The following is a 16,825-nucleotide window of genomic DNA, read 5'->3' on the forward strand; positions in this document are numbered from 1 at the left end:
TGTGAACGGCTGTGAGGAGGCTTTTATGCCTTCAGCTGCGGCGAGCGGCACCACTACCGGCCAACACCGGCTCCACCTCTTTATGGGGACGGGCAATGATGTGAGCAGCGACGAGGCCGTCGCCCACGCGCTCGCAGGCATCGGCACCGGCACGAACAGCGGCATTCACTGCACCAGTTTCGCCACGCACCATCACCGTGACGTAGCCACCACCCACGTACTCACGGCAGATCAGGCTCACCTCAGCAGCCTTGGTCATCGCATCGGCTGCCTCAATGGCAGGAACCATGCCGCGGGTTTCGATCATGCCCAGCGCCACACCGGGAACGATGGGGGAAGGGGTGGCAGCGGGCTTGGTCACGGCCGAGCCACCGCCGGATCCGGTGTTGGAAGCGCTGCTGCGACGGGTTGTGGTGGACGCACGACGGGTGGTTGAAGCAGGAGCTGCCTTGGCGGGAGTCGACGCGGGAGCAGGAGTGCTAGCCACAGGCTTCACGTCCACAGTCTTGTTCGCCGCGGCGGTGCTGCGGGTGGTGCGACGACGGGGGGTGGGGGAAGGAGTGGCCATGGATTGGTAGGTGTGGAAGCGGAACGGAAACGGCGGAGGGAAATGAAGGATCCCTATCCGTCCGGATTCCAGAAATCGATGATGCCACCGATGGTGAGATCGGTGAGAACGGTGTTGTCAGGGCAGGCATGCCGGGCAGCCGAACCGCTGGCGGTGAACACCCAGTTGCCCTCACGGGCACCCACGGGGTCAACAGCCACCAGCTTCTTGCCCTTGTTGTTCTTGAGAATGCGCAGGTGCATGTGATCCAGACCGGCAACCCGGTAGGAGCAGACCAGCGTTCCCATCACCTGCATGATCTCCATCAGCTGGCCTTGCCTCCCGCGGGTTTGCTGGGGCTGGGAGATGGAGAGGGAGCGGAGGTCTTCGGGGGGTCGGGTTCCCAGTGGTCAATGATCCCCACGATCGTGAGGTCACTGGGATACGACTTGCTGCCGGCAGCTTCACGGGCGGCCGAGCTGCTGACGCAGATCACCCAGTCCCCAGGTTTCGCACCCACCGCATCGACGGCCACCTTTTTGGTGCTGCCATCCAGAACCACCTGGAGGTGTTTGTGCTCGAAATCGGGAATCCGGTTGGTGGAAACGAGCGGCTTGACGACCTTGACGATGAGCATGATCAGTGAGCCTCCGGAAGTTGCGGGTCGAGCGTGGAACCGACGACCTCGGCCGGAGCCGTCTGGTTGCGGTCGCGAATGGTGAGACAAGTGTGGAGCAGACCCTCATCAACGAGAGCTGCGTAGCGATCGGCGATGGCCTGGTTCACCCGTTGGCAATCAGCGATGGCCCGTTCCCGAGCACCCGGCACACTGCCGGAATAGTCGAAACGCACCACAACCGGAATCGGCAGATCCCGGGACACATTCAGACCCTTGAAAATTTTCACGCCCACATCGAGATCAGGGGCGCCCTCTTCGACGGTGTCGAGGTGAGCGAAATACGTGAGGTTGCGCAGATGCACCTCTTTGAAACCGATGCCAACGCCAATGAAACGCTCTGCGTGCCCGGCATCCGGGTACGTGCCCCCGTGAAGATCCTGCACGTAGTCGATCTGGGAGAAGTTATTGGCGAGCAAACGGGTCAGGAACGACACCATCCCGGCATCCATCGGTCCAGGAGCAGAGCTCTCAACGGCTTCAGCAATCTGTGCCATCGCTTGATCGGCACTCATCGATGCCGTGGCGGCATGCAGTTCCCTGGCGCAGAGCCAACGATCGAGCACCATTTCGCTGTCACGGCTTGGGGGATGCACCCGGATCGCATCGGTGTCGGTGTCGAGGCCGATCAGCAGAAGATCAACGGAGGCACCGCAACAGAAGCTGTTTTCAACCGACTCACGGAAATCGAGCAGGCGTTGATGACCCGCCACTACCGCCAGTTCGTCATTGCTGCCATGGGCAGCGCAGCCCTGATGGGAGGGATCGAGAGAACTGAAGTGGTAAGTCACCACCTTCAGGTAACGGGTTGGTTCCGTGGAGGGATTGGGTGAACCTTCGCGGTAGCGACGGTGCTCGGTTTTGACCCAGCGGTTCACCGTGTTCTCCACGTCGAACATGGCGCCAGCGTGGGAACGGCGACGCACAGCGCTGAAAGGAATGCGTAGGGCGTAGGCCACGGTGTGAGCCAACCGACCATCAGCACAGGGCGTAAGGTCGAGCAGATGGATCCCACAGTCGAGCAGGAACTGTTCGAACTTCTGGGAGGCAGCACTGCCAGTACCAGCATCCAGGGGGTCGTCCTGGAAGAAGCGGTCACTGAACAGCCGGTGGCTTTCGAACACGCACCAGGCGAACAGGGCGCGCATGTCGAGGGGGCGAACCCAGGCCCGCTGCAGGATGTGATCCGGCAGATCAAAGCCGAGTTCGGCCCGGCACAACCGCTGGGCCTGGGGAATGAAATCGGTTTCGTGCTGAAGCGCTGAAACCTGCTGCAGCAGGGGAACGATCCGATCAAAGCGGCCCTTGATCTCCTGCTCGTAGGCCTGGAGACGGGAATTGGCCGCTGCATCCGTCAACGGATGACGCCGATGGGTGATCGGCAGAGAGCTGCGGCTCAGATTGAAAGGAACCGCCCGGGTGGCAGCCTTCTCACGGCGGACCCAGCCTGGCTGAGAGGGTGCGGGACGCTGAACGTCCTTGCTGGAGCGAATCCGACCACCACTGACCGGGGCGCCGCCCAGTTGAGCAGCCTTGCCCGCGGTGGTGAGGGCACGGCGCCGATCCAGAGCGGCCTTGCGGGTGGAGGACTCCACGTCAGACGAGGTCTGAACGGAATCAGAGGTTGTTGCCAGCTGTTGAAGCTGACGTCGGGTGGGTGCCGAGGGGGCCTGAGGTCGCCCGCCACGGAGAGGCTTGGAGCGAACCATCAATGAATCAGCCCCGTGCGCCGCCGGAGACGGTGATCAGGGAACCCTTTTCGGTGTTGCCGCTGGAGCCGGTCACGCGGCTCACAGGCCATTCGTTCTCCTCGTTGCGCTTGCGCTCGAAGGGGGACATGGCACTCATCGGGCCGGGACGGCTGGGGTTACGACGGCGGGCCGAGGCACCCTCAGTACCGGTCACGTGCTCACCACGATCCCAGTCATCACCAGTGATCTTGGTGGAGGAACCCTCGCCGGTCACCCGGGATGCAGGCTTCTCGGAAGGCTCGCTGACCACAGCCACGGTGGGCTGGAACTGGCGCTGCTGACGGTTCTGAAACTCGCGGTTGTCGAAGCGGAACTGCTCGGTACCGGTCACCTTGCCGCCAGCCATGTCAAAAGGGCCGGTGATGCGATTCCCCTGCTCATAGGAGGTACCCGTCACACCGGACGCAGCCTCACGTTGCTGCTGGGCAGCACGGGCGGGAGACACCACGCTGAAGCGGGTCCAGGCAGCACCCTCAGGAGCTTGGCCGTGGGTGTTGGTGCCAGCGGGAGCGTCAGCGCCGCAGGCAGCGGCCAGCTGATCAGCACCCACGTAAGGGGTGCCGGTGACTGCTTCGCATGCACCACGCTTGTCGCCGGTCATCACACCACCCACACCGGGTTGGATGCCGGTCATGGCAGCGGAAGGGGTGCCGACACGCACAGGCGTGCGCTCACGGATGGCCTGAACTGCAGGGGTGCCGCAGTGCTGGCCGGCCTGCTCAAGACCCGCATAGGGGGTTCCGGTGACAGCCTGGCAGCTGCCGGGCTCGTCGCCAGTGACGTTCTCCGAACGGCCGGTACGGGTGCCGCTAACCACCTGGTTGCGGTTGGTGATGCTGAAGCCAACCTTGGCGGCCTCGGGCTCGGGCTTGCCGCCACAGAACGCATTCACCTGCTCAGCACTCACGTACTGATCACCCGTCACGCGGTGGCAGGAGCCGAACTCATCGCCGGTCACCTGAGCGGAACGGCCCACCATGGTGCCGGTCACGCCAGTGCCGGAGAGGGTTCCGGAGAGACCCACCTTGGCGGCAGGGCGACCTTCGGGAAGAGGATCTGAACCGAGGTACTGATCGCCGGTGAGGCTGCGGTTGGCACCTGCTTCATCACCGGTGACGCTGGCGGAGCGACCCACCATCACGCCACTCACGGGGCGCCCCTGTTCGGTGAGGCTGTGGCCCACCTTGCGCGGTGAGGTCACTCCACCACCGCAGTAGGCAGCGGACTGATTCGCGGAGATGTACTCGGTACCGGTCACGCTCTTGCAGGTGCCGGGCTCATCGCCGGTGACCTTTTCGGAACGGCCGACCTCATTGCCGGTGACGCGGTTGCCGTGGCTGGTGGCCGTGACGCGCACCTTGGCCGGGGTGGTGGCAGCGGGAGCGGTCTGACAGAAGGTCTGGAAGACCTCGGCGCCCAGGTACTCGGTACCGGTGATCGAACGGCAGGTGCTGGCCTCGTTACCGGTGGTTTTCACCGAGCGGTTGGCCTGGGTGCCGGTCACGGTTTGACCACCGGTGGTGGTGCTTTCACCAACCTTCCAGTGGGCATCAGCGGCAGCGGCTTGCTTGGCGCCGTGGCGGTTGGGACCGGTGGGACGGGTCACACCAGCGCTTTGCTTGTTGCGGGCACCGGCCTTGGTGCGCAGCTCACGCACCTGTTGTGCGAGCTCACGGCTGGTGAGGTCAGGGTTGGCCTGACGGGCAACAGCTGCTGCACTGGTGGGTTGCTTGCCAGCGGTTTTGCCGTGCTTCGACATGGCTTCACGACGGGCCAGCACCAGCGCGCGGCTGGGGTTCTCGATAGCACGACGCTTGGGAGTGGCCGAACGGCGCTCTGTGCGGGCAGAAAACTTGGGAGCCGGTGCACTGAGGGAAGCCTTTTCAGCGGCACGCTTGCCACCGCAACCACAGCTCTTGGTGGTTTCAGCAGGTGCAGCAGCAGGAGCGGCTGCCTTGGTTTGACGGGCAACATCAGCGCGGTTGCGATCGCGGCTGGTGTCGGCGGTCTTACCGCGGCGGGACAGGGCATCACGACGGGCGAGCACCAGCTCGCGGCTGGGATCGCGATGGGGCTTGACCTGGGAGCTGCGGTTTGCGGGAGCAGCTGTGAAGGAGGTGGTCCGCTGCGGAGCTGCAGCAGCGGGGGTGGCAGGTGCAGAGGCAGGCTCTGCAGCTGCGGCCGCGTTGGTGCGGGTGGGACGGGCATCAACAACGGTGCGAACACGGTTGGCGCCATCACCAGCCGCTACCGAGGACTTCTTACCGGAAGTGGTCAGCGCCTTGCGGCGTTCAAGTGCGAGTTCGCGACTGGAGAGTCTTGCCATGTCCGCCCGAGGATGTCGTCGTGAAGTGGAAGGGCACTTGCCCCTCCGGAAAAAGCTGGAGCCCTGATCAGGTCAGGGCTCGGAACCAAGGGTTTGAAGGATCAGCGTCCTTCGAAGACCACGAAGCAGGCACCCTGGCTCTGGGTGTAGGCGTCGTAACCGACGATGCGCACGTGGTGGTCGGGGTATGCGCGGTGGCAAGCCTCGAGCTCACTGACAACGACGTTCAGATCCTTCTCACCGAAGAAGGGGAGCTTCCAATACGACCAGTAGGTGGCCATGGAGTTGCTGGGGTGGACGTGCTCGACGAGCGGGCTCCAACCCTGGGCAATGATGTAGGCGATCTGGTCGTAGATCTCGTCCTGGGTCATCGGCGGGAGGAAGCCGAAGGTCTCCAGGGTGGCGACTGTTTGATAGTCACCCACGGTGCTCTGGAAAGGCATGGGGATCCTGGGTGTAAGAAAAAGGGGTGGCCGATTGAATCAACCGGCCGTTGAGACGATCAGTTCTGGACGTCGAGCTTGTCGACGGTGTCGAACTCGAACTTGATCTCCTTCCAGGTCTCGAGGGCGATGGCCAGCTCGGGGCTGTGCTTCGCGGCTTCCGTGAGGATGTCGCGGCTCTCTTTCTCGAGATGACGGCCGGCGTTGCGTGCCTTGACGCAGGCCTCGAGGGCCACACGGTTGGCAGCAGCACCTGCAGCGGAGCCCCAGGGGTGACCGTGGGTACCACCACCGAACTGAAGAACGGAGTCGTCGCCGAAGATGGTGACCAGGGCGGGCATGTGCCACACGTGGATACCGCCGGAAGCAACGGCGAACACGCCAGGCATGGAACCCCAGTCCTGATCGAAGAAGTTGCCGCGGCTGCGGTCTTCGGGCACGAAAGATTCGCGCAGCTGGTCGATGTAGCCGAGGGTGGTCTGACGATCACCTTCCAGCTTGCCGACCACGGTGCCGGTGTGGAGCTGGTCACCACCGGACAGACGCAGACACTTGGCGAGAACGCGGAAGTGGATGCCGTGCTTGGGGTGACGGTCAATCACCGCGTGCATGGCGCGGTGGATGTGCAGCAACATGCCGTTCTTGCGGCACCACTTCGACAGACCGGTGTTGGCCGTGAAGCCACCAGTGATGAAGTCGTGCATGATGATCGGCATGCCGAGTTCCTTGGCGAACTCAGCGCGCTCGTACATCTCCTCGGGAGTGTTGGCGGTCACGTTGAGGTAGTGACCCTTGCGCTCGCCGGTCTCCTGCTCGGACAGCTTGATGGCTTCCGCAACGAATTCGAAGCGGTTCTGCCAACGCTGGAAGGGCTGGGAGTTGATGTTCTCGTCGTCCTTGGTGAAGTCCAGACCGCCACGCAGGCACTCATAGACAACACGGCCGTAGTTCTTACCGCTCAGGCCGAGCTTCGGCTTGATGGTGCAACCCAGCAGAGGACGGCCGTACTTGTTCATCCGGTCGCGCTCGACCTGGATGCCGTTCGGCGGGCCGTAGCAGCTCTTGATGAACGCCATCGGGAAGCGGATGTCTTCCAGACGGAGGTGGCGCAGAGCCTTGAAACCAAAGACGTTGCCGACCAGAGAGGTCAGAACGTTGGTGATCGAACCCTCTTCGAACAGGTCGAGGGGGTAGGCGATGAAGGCATAGAAAGACTCCTTGTCACCAGGGACGTCTTCGATGCGGTAGCAACGGCCCTTGTAGAAGTCGAGATCGGTGAGGAGCTCGGACCACACAGTGGACCAGGTGCCGGTGGAGGATTCAGCAGCCACAGCAGCGGCAACTTCTTCCTTGGGCACACCTTCTTGGCCGGTGCACTTGAAGCAGGCCAGCAGGTCGGTGTCGAGGGGGACGTAATCCGGAGTCCAGTAGGTATCCCTGTACTCCTTGACCCCAGCGTCGTACTTCTTGCTCATGGGAAAACTCCGTTAGGTCGGTGAAGAGGTTGAGACGTTCGCGTGCCTCGTCAGAGGCTCAGCGGAAGATCTCAGTCCTTCTGACCAAGGAAGTTGCCGTTGCCCAGAGCAGGCTCCACTTCGCGGTGGGGGCGGGCAATGATGTGAGCGGCGACCAGGCCGTCACCGACGCGCTCGCAAGCGTCAGCGCCAGCGCGCACAGCAGCGTTGACAGCGCCAGTTTCGCCGCGAACCAGAACGGTGACGTAGCCGCCGCCGACGAACTCACGACCGATCAGGCGCACTTCGGCAGCCTTGGTCATGGCATCAGCCGCCTCGATGGCGGGGACCAGACCGCGGGTCTCGATCATGCCGAGGGCGATGCCCATGGTTTCGTTAGCCATTGCCTACCGGGAGAAGGGGTGGAATGTTCGCTGGGGACATTGCTTCGCCAGAACCCTTCCCGTCAAGCGATTTGGACGACTTTCCCGATCACTGTCCATAGTGAACCAAATAAGCCGGGCTTATCACCCTGTGCCTCACTGTTCCGGTCTGCTGTGGTGGTTCATGTGATCACATCCCCACAAGTTGTTGTCGGCGGTGGTGAAGCTCCATAGGTTCACGTTGCGTCACCTTCCCAAAGCCTTGCTGCGGGGTGGAATGTTCAACCCAAATGGGTGTCGCTGGGTCGAATCCAGAGATTGTTAGTACCTAGCCCCAACCAGCCCGCACAATGGAGGCCCTCTTTTGATGGCCCTCCTTGGCGCTTCAGCTCACCATCGCCACGGGCAACCCGATCAAGGTTGCCGAAATCGAGGCCATGCTGGGACCTCTTCCTCTGGACGTGCAGCTTCAACCTGCCGATCTGGACGTTGAAGAGACGGGGAGCACCTACCGCGAAAACGCTGAGCTAAAAGCCAGCGCTGCCGCCCTTCGCACCGGCTGCTGGGCCCTGGCTGACGATTCAGGGCTTGAGGTGGATGCGCTTCAAGGGGCACCGGGTCTGTATTCCGCCCGCTACGCCGAGGGGAACGACGCCAAGGTGCAGCGGATCCTGGAGGAACTGATGGGATCGCCTTATCGGAGTGCCTGTTTTCGCAGCACGATGGTGTTGTGTGATCCCTCCGGCAACTGTCGTGCCGCGGCGGAGGGAATCTGCTGGGGCGAACTCCTGAGTGCCCCGGCCTACGCCGGCGGCGGATTCGAATCCTTGCTTTGGGTGCGGGAAGCTCGTTGCAGCTACGGCGAACTGAATGCAGCTCAGCTCAGCCGCCTGGGCAGCCGCGGCAAGGCCGCGCGCGCTCTTGCTCCACAGCTGCGTGAGCTGCTGGACCTGAGCTGATCCGAGCTGGTCTGAGCGCTCAGCGCAGCCTTGCGTTGCTGTTGATGTGGTCGATGGCGCGCATCGCCGCCGCGGCCGCTTCCTCCACATCACCTTCCCGTCCCGCCAGGGTGAGACGTCCGAAGGCACCCACCGCTTTCACGTCCACCAAGGTGATGTTGGAGGCTTTTTCCGCTTCGTTGGCAGCGATCAACACGTATCCAGCCGGCTCCGTCTCCAGGATGAACATGCTCATCCCGGCTTCGATCATTGAGCCGCGTCGGTTCTGCCGGTTGATCAGCACGGCATGGTCGGGGGTGATCGCCCGGATCACTTCCGTCCAGCTCACATCGGCTGGAGAACGCTGATCGATGGTGCTCCCGATCGCTTCCAGCACCACATCTCCGGAATGGAGCACCGTGCTCTGGTCGCGGTGATAAAGGGCCATCGAGCCGAACGCCCGCTCCACCACCATCTGGCCGAGACGGACGTTGCTGGCCTTCAGGGCGATGTCCGTCACCCGGTGCACCGCCATGCCCGGTGACACCTCCATCCAGAGGCAGGCATCTCCGGGGATGGGCAGAAATCCCTGGCTCACAGAACCCATGTAGGCCGCCAGTTGCGGCTGGAGCGAGTCGATGAAGACGTGGGTGCGCAGTTCGATCGACTGCACATGGCTGTTCTGCCGCAACAGCCGAGGCGACTCCGAATCCGTTGTCACAACACAGCTCGCCCCCCCCTGCTGGGGGGTCACCTCAGTGCCGGTGACGAGAGCACTACCGCCGCGTCGCCGCTCCCGAGCATCGAAGCCGGCAAAACGGGTCATGGCGGGGAGTGTACCGGACGAATTCAGCTCAAACGGGCCAATAAAGAGTTAGAGCCTGCGGTCTTGCGCCTTGAAAAACAGCCGATACCGTCCGGAGAACCCCTTTAGAGATCTTGCAATGACTGAGCAATCTTCTTTGAAGCCAGTGGATCTCAACGCTGATCAAGCCCTTGGGATGGTGAGCTTCGGCCTGATGCAACGGCTTGCGCAAGACGGCCAGGTGGATCTGCCCTGGCTGGAGGCATCAGGAAATGCAGACAGTGAGCGTCTGCGCCAGCTGCGTCAACGGCTGGAACTGACGTCGTTGGCCATCGAAACCGGTGCTCCACTCACCACCGCGGAGGTGAGCATGCTGATGGGGGCCCGCCCCGGAACGGAACGGGTGGAACGCGGTGGCCTCGTTGCCCGCCGGGTCAGCCGCAACGTCTGGCGCTTGAGCAAAGCAGAGGAGAGCGATCGCTCCGATCGTTACGACGGATTCCGTCGCCGCCTTTGAGCTGCGGCAGGGCCTGCCTGGCTTGGGCGATCCCAAAGAGTTTGAGCGACCTTTCCACTCCTCAGCGGATTTATTCGCAACTTGGAAGGGTTGATCATCAAGGGGGGGGGCGATGGCCGGGCCAACGCTGTTGAAGGAGTCGGGGCCGCGCGAAGTGTTCTGCGGCCTCACCTCGATTGTGTGGCTGCATCGGCGCATGCCCGATGCCTTTTTTCTTGTGGTGGGATCACGCACCTGCGCCCATCTGATCCAGAGCGCCGCAGGGGTGATGATTTTTGCCGAACCCCGTTTCGGCACAGCCATTCTCAGCGAGCGGGATCTGGCTGGCCTCGCCGATGCCCACGACGAACTCGACCGGGTCTGCAAGGAACTGCTGCAACGCCGCCCCGAAATCCGCACGCTGTTTCTGGTGGGGTCCTGCCCCAGCGAAGTGATCAAGCTGGATTTGGCCCGGGCCGCCGAACGGCTCAACGAAGAACTGACAGGCCGGGTGCGGGTAGTGAACTACTCCGGCAGCGGCATTGAAACCACGTTCACCCAGGGAGAAGACGGGGCGCTGGCGGCCTTGGTGCCCCTGCTGCCCGCCAGCGATGAACGGCAGTTGCTGCTGGTGGGAACCCTCGCTGATGCCGTGGAAGACCGGCAGATGCACCTGTTCCAGCGGATGGGCATCGAGACGATTCGCAGCCTGCCGCCCCGGCAATCGACTGAGCTTCCGACCGTGGGAGCTGGAACCACGGTGCTGCTAACCCAACCCTTTCTCACGGAAACTGCGCGCCTGCTCAGCGACCGCGGCGCCACAGTGCTCACGGCCCCCTTCCCGTTGGGGGCCGAGGGGAGTCGCCGCTGGATGGAGGCTGCTGCTGCTGCCTTTCATCTGCCTGATGAACGGGTTGCTGCTGTGCTGGACCCGTTGATGGAGCGCGCCCAGAGCGCCTTGGCCCGCCATCGCGCCGTGCTGGAGGGCAAGCGGATCTTCCTGCTTCCCGAATCCCAGCTGGAACTGCCCCTGGCCCGGTTTCTTAAATGGGAATGCGGCATGGAACTGGTGGAGGTGGGCACGCCTTATCTGAACCGCGAACAGATGGCTGCCGAGCTGGCCTTGCTCCCCGATGACGTCCCTGTGATGGAGGGGCAACACGTGGAGCAGCAGCTGGACCGGGTTCGCGCCAGCCAGCCCGACCTGGTGGTGTGCGGGATGGGCCTGGCCAATCCGCTGGAGGCCGAAGGCATCGCCGCCAAATGGTCGATCGAACTGGTGTTCAGCCCGATCCACGGCATCGACCAGGCCGGCGACCTAGCGGAACTGTTTTCGCGGCCGTTGCGTCGCCGGCAACTGATTCGACCTGGCCTCCACCCCAGCAGCCCCGACCCAACCGTGCACGCCTGATCCCATGCAACTCACGCTCTGGACCTACGAAGGGCCACCCCATGTTGGGGCCATGCGCATTGCCGCCTCCATGCGCGGCGTTCATTACGTGCTCCATGCCCCCCAGGGGGACACCTATGCCGATCTGCTGTTCACGATGATTGAGCGGCGCGGACAGCGTCCGCCCGTCACCTACACCACCTTTCAGGCCCGGGATCTCGGCGGGGACACCGCCGAACTGGTGAAACGGCATGTGCGTGAAGCGGTGGATCGCTTCCAACCCGATGCCCTGCTGGTGGGGGAAAGCTGCACCGCGGAGTTGATCCAGGATCAGCCCGGTGCCCTGGCCCAGGGCATGGAGCTCACCATGCCGGTGGTGAGTCTGGAGCTGCCGGCCTACAGCAAAAAAGAGAACTGGGGAGCCGCGGAAACCTTCTACCAACTGGTGCGCAACCTTCTGAAGGAGCAGGCGCCAGCCAACAACCAGCACGACCCCAGGGCATGGCAACACCAGGGCCGCCGGCCCCGGGTGAACCTGTTGGGCCCATCCCTGCTGGGCTTCCGCTGCCGCGACGACGTACTGGAGGTGCAGAAACTGCTCACCCTGCACGGCATCGATGTAGGTGTGGTGGCGCCCCTCGGGGCAGGCGTGGAGGATCTGCAGCGGATCCCCGATGCCGATCTCAACGTCTGCCTTTATCCAGAGGTGGCGGAATCCAGCTGCAGCTGGCTGGAGCGCAATTTCGGCATGCCCTTCAGCCGAACGGTGCCGATTGGCGTGGGCGCCACCCACGATTTCCTCGTCGAAGTACACGAAATGCTGGGGATGGAGCCCCCCGCCCCCGACGAGGGCTACCGGCGCTCACGCCTGCCCTGGTATTCGGAATCCGTGGACTCCACGTACCTCACGGGCAAGCGGGTGTTCATCTTTGGCGACGGCAGTCACGCCCTCGCCGCAGCCCGGATCTGCAGCGAGGAACTGGGTTTCACGGTGGTGGGGCTGGGCACCTACAGCCGGGAGATGGCCCGGCCCTTGCGGGCCGCCGCCAAAGCCCTGGGCCTGGAGGCCCTGATCAGTGACGACTACCTGGCGGTGGAAGCGGCCATGGCCGAAGCGGCACCGGAACTGGTGCTGGGAACCCAGATGGAGCGCCACAGCGCCAAGCGACTGGGGATTCCCTGCGCGGTGATCAGCACACCCATGCATGTGCAGGACGTTCCCGCCCGAATGAGCCCCCAGATGGGCTGGGAAGGAGCAAACGTGATCTTCGACGACTGGGTGCACCCGCTGATGATGGGCCTGGAGGAACACCTGATCGGCATGTTCCGCCACGACTTCGAATTCGTGGATGGCCACCAGAGCCACCTGGGCCATGCCGGTGGTGCCGGCGCCGCCGACAGTTCCGGCTTGAGTGAAATCCCAGGGGAGGGCGATGGCGCTCTGCAGTGGACGGCCGATGGGGAAGCCGAGCTGAAGAAGATCCCCTTCTTCGTACGGGGAAAGGTGCGACGCAACACGGAGGCTTACGCGCGCGACGTGGGCTGCAGAGAGATCAGCAGCGAAACGCTGTATGACGCAAAAGCCCACTTCAAGGCATGAGCATTTGCACTCATTTCTTTTTATTTAATTGAAAGAAATTCTGCTCTTGCAACTCAACCAAGAACCAGATCTTTCATTTCTTGGTGAAAACCAACCACTGCACATCTGCTGCTGTTGAATGAAATCGACTTCTCTTGCACAGGTCGCTGCATGACCACAACCCTGACGCGACCGGCAGACGGTGAAGGCAGCGTGCAGGTCCACCAGGACCCGGCACTGAACATCCAGGAAGAAACCCTGGTGATCGCGGTTTATGGCAAAGGCGGGATCGGCAAATCCACCACCTCCTCGAACCTGTCAGCCGCCTTCTCGAAGCTGGGCAAGCGGGTGCTTCAGATCGGCTGCGACCCCAAGCACGACAGCACCTTCACCCTTACCCACAAGATGGTGCCGACGGTGATCGACATCCTTGAAGAGGTGGACTTCCACAGCGAAGAGCTGAGGCCTGAGGATTTCGTCTTCACCGGCTTCAACGGGGTGCAGTGCGTCGAGAGCGGCGGCCCACCGGCGGGCACGGGCTGCGGCGGATACGTGACCGGGCAGACCGTGAAGCTGCTCAAGGAGCACCATCTACTGGAAGACACCGATGTGGTGATCTTCGATGTGCTCGGCGATGTGGTGTGTGGTGGTTTCGCCGCCCCGCTGCAGCACGCCAACTATTGCCTGATTGTGACCGCCAACGATTTCGATTCGATCTTCGCGATGAATCGCATCGTTCAGGCGATTCAAGCCAAAGCCAAGAACTACAAGGTGCGGCTTGGCGGCGTTGTTGCGAACCGCTCGGCAGACACCGATCAGATCGACAAATTCAACGATCGCACCGGCCTGCGCACCATGGCCCACTTCAGGGATGTGGATGCCATCCGGCGATCCCGACTCAAGAAATGCACCATCTTTGAAATGGATGATGCCGATGAGGCTGTGCAAGCGGTGCAGAACGAATATCTGCGGCTGGCCCAGAACATGCTCGACAAGGTGGAGCCGCTCGAGGCCACATCCCTCAAAGACCGCGAAATCTTCGACCTGCTGGGATTCGATTGATCCTCACTTGATCAACAAAGCCATCAACAAAGTCCTGGCCGCTGCAACCGGGGCCTTGTTGTGATGAGTTCAGCTCAAAGGCCAACGAGTTTCATCGACAGCTCCCACACCCGGCGGGCTGTTTCTGGATCAGTGGCCTTGTCGGAGAGTTCCTGGCTGAACTGCTGTCCATCCTTCTTCTGTCGGTTGCCCCAGCTCCAGTGCACCCCGGATTCGGCGAAGTCGGGATTGGCCACCACATCAGCCACCCGTTCCCCCGCCAGGGCCTGGGAGACGTAGCCGCCGGTGATGTTTTTCTGAAACCAGGGGAAGATCGTCTGGAAGGCCTTGGGGGTGTTGCGGAACAACGGTGTGTCCGCCACACAGCCCGGGTAGAGCGACGTGAAGGTGATCCCCGTGTCCCCGTGAAGACGGCGATGCAGCTCCTGGGTGGTGATCATGTTGCAGAGCTTGCTGTCTTTGTAGGCCTTGCCGGGCTTGAAAGCCTTACCGCTGGCCATGGCAACGGGGTCTTTGAACCCGGCTTCAAAACCAGAGAGGTCCCCCAGATCAGCCGGCGCAGGGATCGGAATCTTGCCCCCCAGCTCCTTGGAGTTCGCCGTCACGGTGCCCAGGATCACCACCCGCTTGGAGGGATGAGTGGAGGCCTTGAGCCGACCCAAGAGCAGCTGCACCAGCAGAAAATGGCCGAAATGGTTGGTGGCCATCGAGATTTCATAGCCCTGGGGCGAAAGCTCCGGCTGCTTCAGCTTCGGCTTGTACACGGCTGCATTGCAGACCACGGCATCCAATCGCTCGGGCAAGGCATCCACCGCCCGACGCACACTGTCGAGATCACCCAGATCCATCAGCACGTGCTTGAGCCGGTCTTTCGGGAGATCCAGCTCATCCGCCGCCGCCGCAGCACGCTGCGGGCTGCGGTTCGCCGTGATCACCGTCCAACCCCGCTTCACCAAGGCGCAGGTGGCATTCAGGCCCACACCGGAGGTGGTGCCGGTGATCAGAACGGTGCCGGGCGTGGACATCAAGACAGGGCCAGGAAGGCTGCCAGTCTGCCGGTCAGCACTCAATCCCAACGCCGCTGGTCACGAATCTCAGCGCCAGATCACGCGCAGACGGTTGGGGGCGATCCACTGATCCTGCTCGCTGATCAGACGCTTCTCTCCACCGATGCTGAACAGACGATCAAAACGATGTTGCAGTGTTTCCAATTTGGCCGACTCAATCGACACGACCGCCGCGATTTCACTGTGGCGATCCATGCGTTCCTGATAGGCCACGGACAGACGGATCAAGCTCACAGCGGCCAACAGAACAAGCCCAGCCTTGGCCGCCAAGGCGAGAAGGCTGCACTGCAGTTCCTGTTGGTCGGTCTGCCGCTGTATCGCCGCAGCCATGCTGGCTGCATCCGTGCGGGGAGCTGATCTTTGAACCTGACTGGCGGTCACCGCATCAGCACGAACATCCGCTTGTAACGCAATCCGTTCGCAGTGCCAAGACCAGCTCTACGCCCGTTGATCTGGGCTGCCTTTGAAATCAGGCCTCGTAAAGGCTGATGGAGAGACGCAGGGCCAGAACAGCGGCATGGGCAGCCACCACGAGGGCAATGAACACCTCAGGTGCAGACAGAACGGTTTCCATGGGAGCCATGCATCAAACGGACCCATTCTTCTCTGAGGGAAGGGCTGCAGGCCATCATTCGCAAAGGCCTGTCACACCAGCCCATGGATCCGGTTCTGATCGATGCCCCTGCTATCCGCGCCTTGGATCTACGGCCGCTGGAGATCTGGAGCACTCAGCCGCTGGATGCACTGCTGAGTCAGGGACCAGTGCTCGAGCTTCGTTTCGATTGGCCCCGGGCGCAGGATGACCCACGCGAACTGCCGGAATGCCCCGAGCCTCGGCTCTGGGCCCTGCGGGCCGATGCGCGCTACCCCTGGCTGCCGCTCTTGCTTGAACGCGACCAGGGCAGCCTGATTCGCCATGTGGCCCTGGTGGTGCCCCACCGTTTCAGCCGCAGCGAAGGGCTGCGTTTTGACCCGGAAGCCTTGGAGCTCTGGGTGACGCATCGATTGATGCTGTTGGACGACCTCTGCCAGCGAGAGCTAGGACGCCCGATGCGGGGCAACCTCTCCCAGATGGCCGCAGCCCTGGGCTACGAGCTGGATGCTGGATTTTGGAACCTGTTGGGCTGACCAGTCAGCTCAGCCAAAGCTGCAGGGCCCGCCTGGAGCTGTCGATCGCCAGGATGATGGCGAGCCCCCGCAGACAGCGCACCAGTAGGGCCGCATCAAACTGATCGAGCCGGCTGGCCGTCCACTGCGCAGCGATCGCCGCCACCGCCCCCAGCAGCAGGCCCATCAGAGGAACGCCGCGTCCTTCATGCAGGAACTGGAGGGATGCTGCGCTGGCCGAGCAGAGCACCGCCACCGTGCTCAGCCGCACGGCCTGATGAATCGGCACAGACATCGGACCGCTCATCAGGGGCACCATCACAAGCCCCCCGCCCAGGCCCAACATCCCAGCGGTCCAGCCGGCGATGCAGCCCACACCTGCCAACTGCGGTCCGCTGCTGTCATCAACGTCATCATTGGAATCCGCCTCGGGCCGTTCGCGAACGCAGAACGCCAGCACGATGTACATCAGCGTCTGCATCGCCAGCAGAATCCAGCCCGCTGCCAAACCGGCCAAACCACCGAACAGCAGTGCCGAGCCAAAGGCTGCCAAGCCGATGGCGAGTCCAGGCCGGGTCGGCAGCCGGCCCTGGCGCAGATGGGTGATGGTGCCCGCCAAAGCCGTGGGCACAATGGCGAAACTGCTGGTGGCCAGGGCCTGATGGGGTGGGAGATCAAGCCAGAGCAGGAGCGGGGCAAAGATCAAGCCACCGCCGATCCCCAACAGCCCGGCCAAGCCCCCGGCCAGCAGGCCCAGGGCGATCAGGATCGGCACATCCCACCAGGGCACCATGGCGTGCG

Annotated in this window: 19 protein-coding genes; 6 read left to right on the forward strand and 13 right to left on the reverse strand. The window is 62.8% G+C overall.

The genetic code is table 11. The annotated features are described in order from the left end of the window. Positions 1-31: 31 nt before the first annotated feature. The 8 genes from SynTAK9802_RS12720 to SynTAK9802_RS08670 all read right to left on the reverse strand — a co-directional run bounded on the left by SynTAK9802_RS12720 (position 32) and on the right by SynTAK9802_RS08670 (position 7,601). Positions 32-568: a BMC domain-containing protein gene (locus SynTAK9802_RS12720; protein ID WP_114988511.1), complete on the reverse strand. Its 537-nt coding sequence runs from the start codon at positions 566-568 to the stop codon at positions 32-34. A gap of 53 nt (positions 569-621) precedes the next feature. After that, a complete protein-coding gene (locus SynTAK9802_RS08640; RefSeq protein WP_011363752.1) occupies positions 622-873 on the reverse strand; it encodes a carboxysome peptide B in 252 nt (83 codons plus the stop codon). Continuing rightward, the gene (locus SynTAK9802_RS08645; RefSeq protein ID WP_006850911.1) at positions 873-1,184 is read right to left on the reverse strand and encodes a carboxysome peptide A; all 312 of its coding nucleotides are present in this window, start codon (positions 1,182-1,184) and stop codon (positions 873-875) included. Before SynTAK9802_RS08645 ends, SynTAK9802_RS08640 begins: the two co-directional genes overlap by 1 nt. Before the next feature lie 2 nt (positions 1,185-1,186). After that, the gene (locus tag SynTAK9802_RS08650; RefSeq protein ID WP_186495768.1) at positions 1,187-2,932 is read right to left on the reverse strand and encodes a carboxysome shell carbonic anhydrase; all 1,746 of its coding nucleotides are present in this window, start codon (positions 2,930-2,932) and stop codon (positions 1,187-1,189) included. 7 nt (positions 2,933-2,939) lie between these two features. Then, complete coding sequence (locus tag SynTAK9802_RS08655) at positions 2,940-5,300, reverse strand: CsoS2 family carboxysome shell protein (protein ID WP_186495769.1); 2,361 nt, start codon at positions 5,298-5,300, stop codon at positions 2,940-2,942. A gap of 101 nt (positions 5,301-5,401) precedes the next feature. Then, the gene (locus SynTAK9802_RS08660; RefSeq protein ID WP_006043651.1) at positions 5,402-5,743 is read right to left on the reverse strand and encodes a ribulose bisphosphate carboxylase small subunit; all 342 of its coding nucleotides are present in this window, start codon (positions 5,741-5,743) and stop codon (positions 5,402-5,404) included. A gap of 59 nt (positions 5,744-5,802) precedes the next feature. Next, positions 5,803-7,218, reverse strand: coding sequence for a form I ribulose bisphosphate carboxylase large subunit (locus tag SynTAK9802_RS08665; protein WP_011363747.1), 1,416 nt, complete (start codon positions 7,216-7,218; stop codon positions 5,803-5,805). Between the two features lie 71 nt (positions 7,219-7,289). Further along, positions 7,290-7,601 carry a BMC domain-containing protein gene (locus SynTAK9802_RS08670; RefSeq protein ID WP_006169870.1) on the reverse strand — a complete coding sequence of 104 codons (312 nt, stop codon included), beginning with the start codon at positions 7,599-7,601 and terminating at the stop codon, positions 7,290-7,292. 356 nt (positions 7,602-7,957) lie between these two features. Here SynTAK9802_RS08670 and SynTAK9802_RS08675 point away from each other — a divergent pair, with 356 nt between their 5' ends. Continuing rightward, on the forward strand, positions 7,958-8,539 hold the full coding sequence (locus SynTAK9802_RS08675) for a non-canonical purine NTP pyrophosphatase (protein WP_186495770.1): 582 nt from the start codon (positions 7,958-7,960) through the stop codon (positions 8,537-8,539). Positions 8,540-8,558: 19 nt separating this feature from the next. Here SynTAK9802_RS08675 and SynTAK9802_RS08680 read toward each other — a convergent pair whose 3' ends face one another. Further along, positions 8,559-9,344: a BMC domain-containing protein gene (locus SynTAK9802_RS08680; RefSeq protein WP_186495771.1), complete on the reverse strand. Its 786-nt coding sequence runs from the start codon at positions 9,342-9,344 to the stop codon at positions 8,559-8,561. A gap of 118 nt (positions 9,345-9,462) precedes the next feature. On the opposite strand from SynTAK9802_RS08680, the gene SynTAK9802_RS08685 reads away from it, so the two are divergent. From SynTAK9802_RS08685 to bchL, 4 genes are all read left to right on the forward strand, one after another. Continuing rightward, a complete protein-coding gene (locus SynTAK9802_RS08685) occupies positions 9,463-9,840 on the forward strand; it encodes a hypothetical protein (RefSeq protein ID WP_186495772.1) in 378 nt (125 codons plus the stop codon). 112 nt (positions 9,841-9,952) lie between these two features. Continuing rightward, a complete protein-coding gene (locus tag SynTAK9802_RS08690; protein WP_186495773.1) occupies positions 9,953-11,230 on the forward strand; it encodes a ferredoxin:protochlorophyllide reductase (ATP-dependent) subunit N in 1,278 nt (425 codons plus the stop codon). Positions 11,231-11,234: 4 nt separating this feature from the next. Continuing rightward, on the forward strand, positions 11,235-12,809 hold the full coding sequence (locus tag SynTAK9802_RS08695; protein ID WP_186495774.1) for a ferredoxin:protochlorophyllide reductase (ATP-dependent) subunit B: 1,575 nt from the start codon (positions 11,235-11,237) through the stop codon (positions 12,807-12,809). Between the two features lie 150 nt (positions 12,810-12,959). Beyond that, on the forward strand, positions 12,960-13,850 hold the full coding sequence (gene bchL / locus SynTAK9802_RS08700; RefSeq protein WP_114988518.1) for a ferredoxin:protochlorophyllide reductase (ATP-dependent) iron-sulfur ATP-binding protein: 891 nt from the start codon (positions 12,960-12,962) through the stop codon (positions 13,848-13,850). A gap of 74 nt (positions 13,851-13,924) precedes the next feature. On the opposite strand, the gene SynTAK9802_RS08705 is transcribed toward bchL, so the two are convergent. The 3 genes from SynTAK9802_RS08705 to psaM all read right to left on the reverse strand — a co-directional run bounded on the left by SynTAK9802_RS08705 (position 13,925) and on the right by psaM (position 15,491). Then, on the reverse strand, positions 13,925-14,875 hold the full coding sequence (locus SynTAK9802_RS08705; RefSeq protein ID WP_186495775.1) for a protochlorophyllide reductase: 951 nt from the start codon (positions 14,873-14,875) through the stop codon (positions 13,925-13,927). Between the two features lie 69 nt (positions 14,876-14,944). Further along, on the reverse strand, positions 14,945-15,247 hold the full coding sequence (locus tag SynTAK9802_RS08710; RefSeq protein WP_186498149.1) for a hypothetical protein: 303 nt from the start codon (positions 15,245-15,247) through the stop codon (positions 14,945-14,947). 139 nt (positions 15,248-15,386) lie between these two features. Then, positions 15,387-15,491: a photosystem I reaction center subunit XII gene (psaM, locus tag SynTAK9802_RS08715; protein ID WP_025362433.1), complete on the reverse strand. Its 105-nt coding sequence runs from the start codon at positions 15,489-15,491 to the stop codon at positions 15,387-15,389. An 83-nt stretch (positions 15,492-15,574) separates the two neighbouring features. Between psaM and SynTAK9802_RS08720 the strand changes: the two genes are divergently transcribed. Next, positions 15,575-16,045: a CRR6 family NdhI maturation factor gene (locus SynTAK9802_RS08720; protein ID WP_186495776.1), complete on the forward strand. Its 471-nt coding sequence runs from the start codon at positions 15,575-15,577 to the stop codon at positions 16,043-16,045. 4 nt (positions 16,046-16,049) lie between these two features. On the opposite strand, the gene SynTAK9802_RS08725 is transcribed toward SynTAK9802_RS08720, so the two are convergent. Further along, on the reverse strand, positions 16,050-16,817 hold the full coding sequence (locus SynTAK9802_RS08725) for a sulfite exporter TauE/SafE family protein (protein ID WP_186495777.1): 768 nt from the start codon (positions 16,815-16,817) through the stop codon (positions 16,050-16,052). Between the last annotated feature and the right edge of the window lie 8 nt (positions 16,818-16,825).

This window comes from Synechococcus sp. TAK9802 (assembly GCF_014279535.1).
GTDB lineage: Bacteria > Cyanobacteriota > Cyanobacteriia > PCC-6307 > Cyanobiaceae > Parasynechococcus.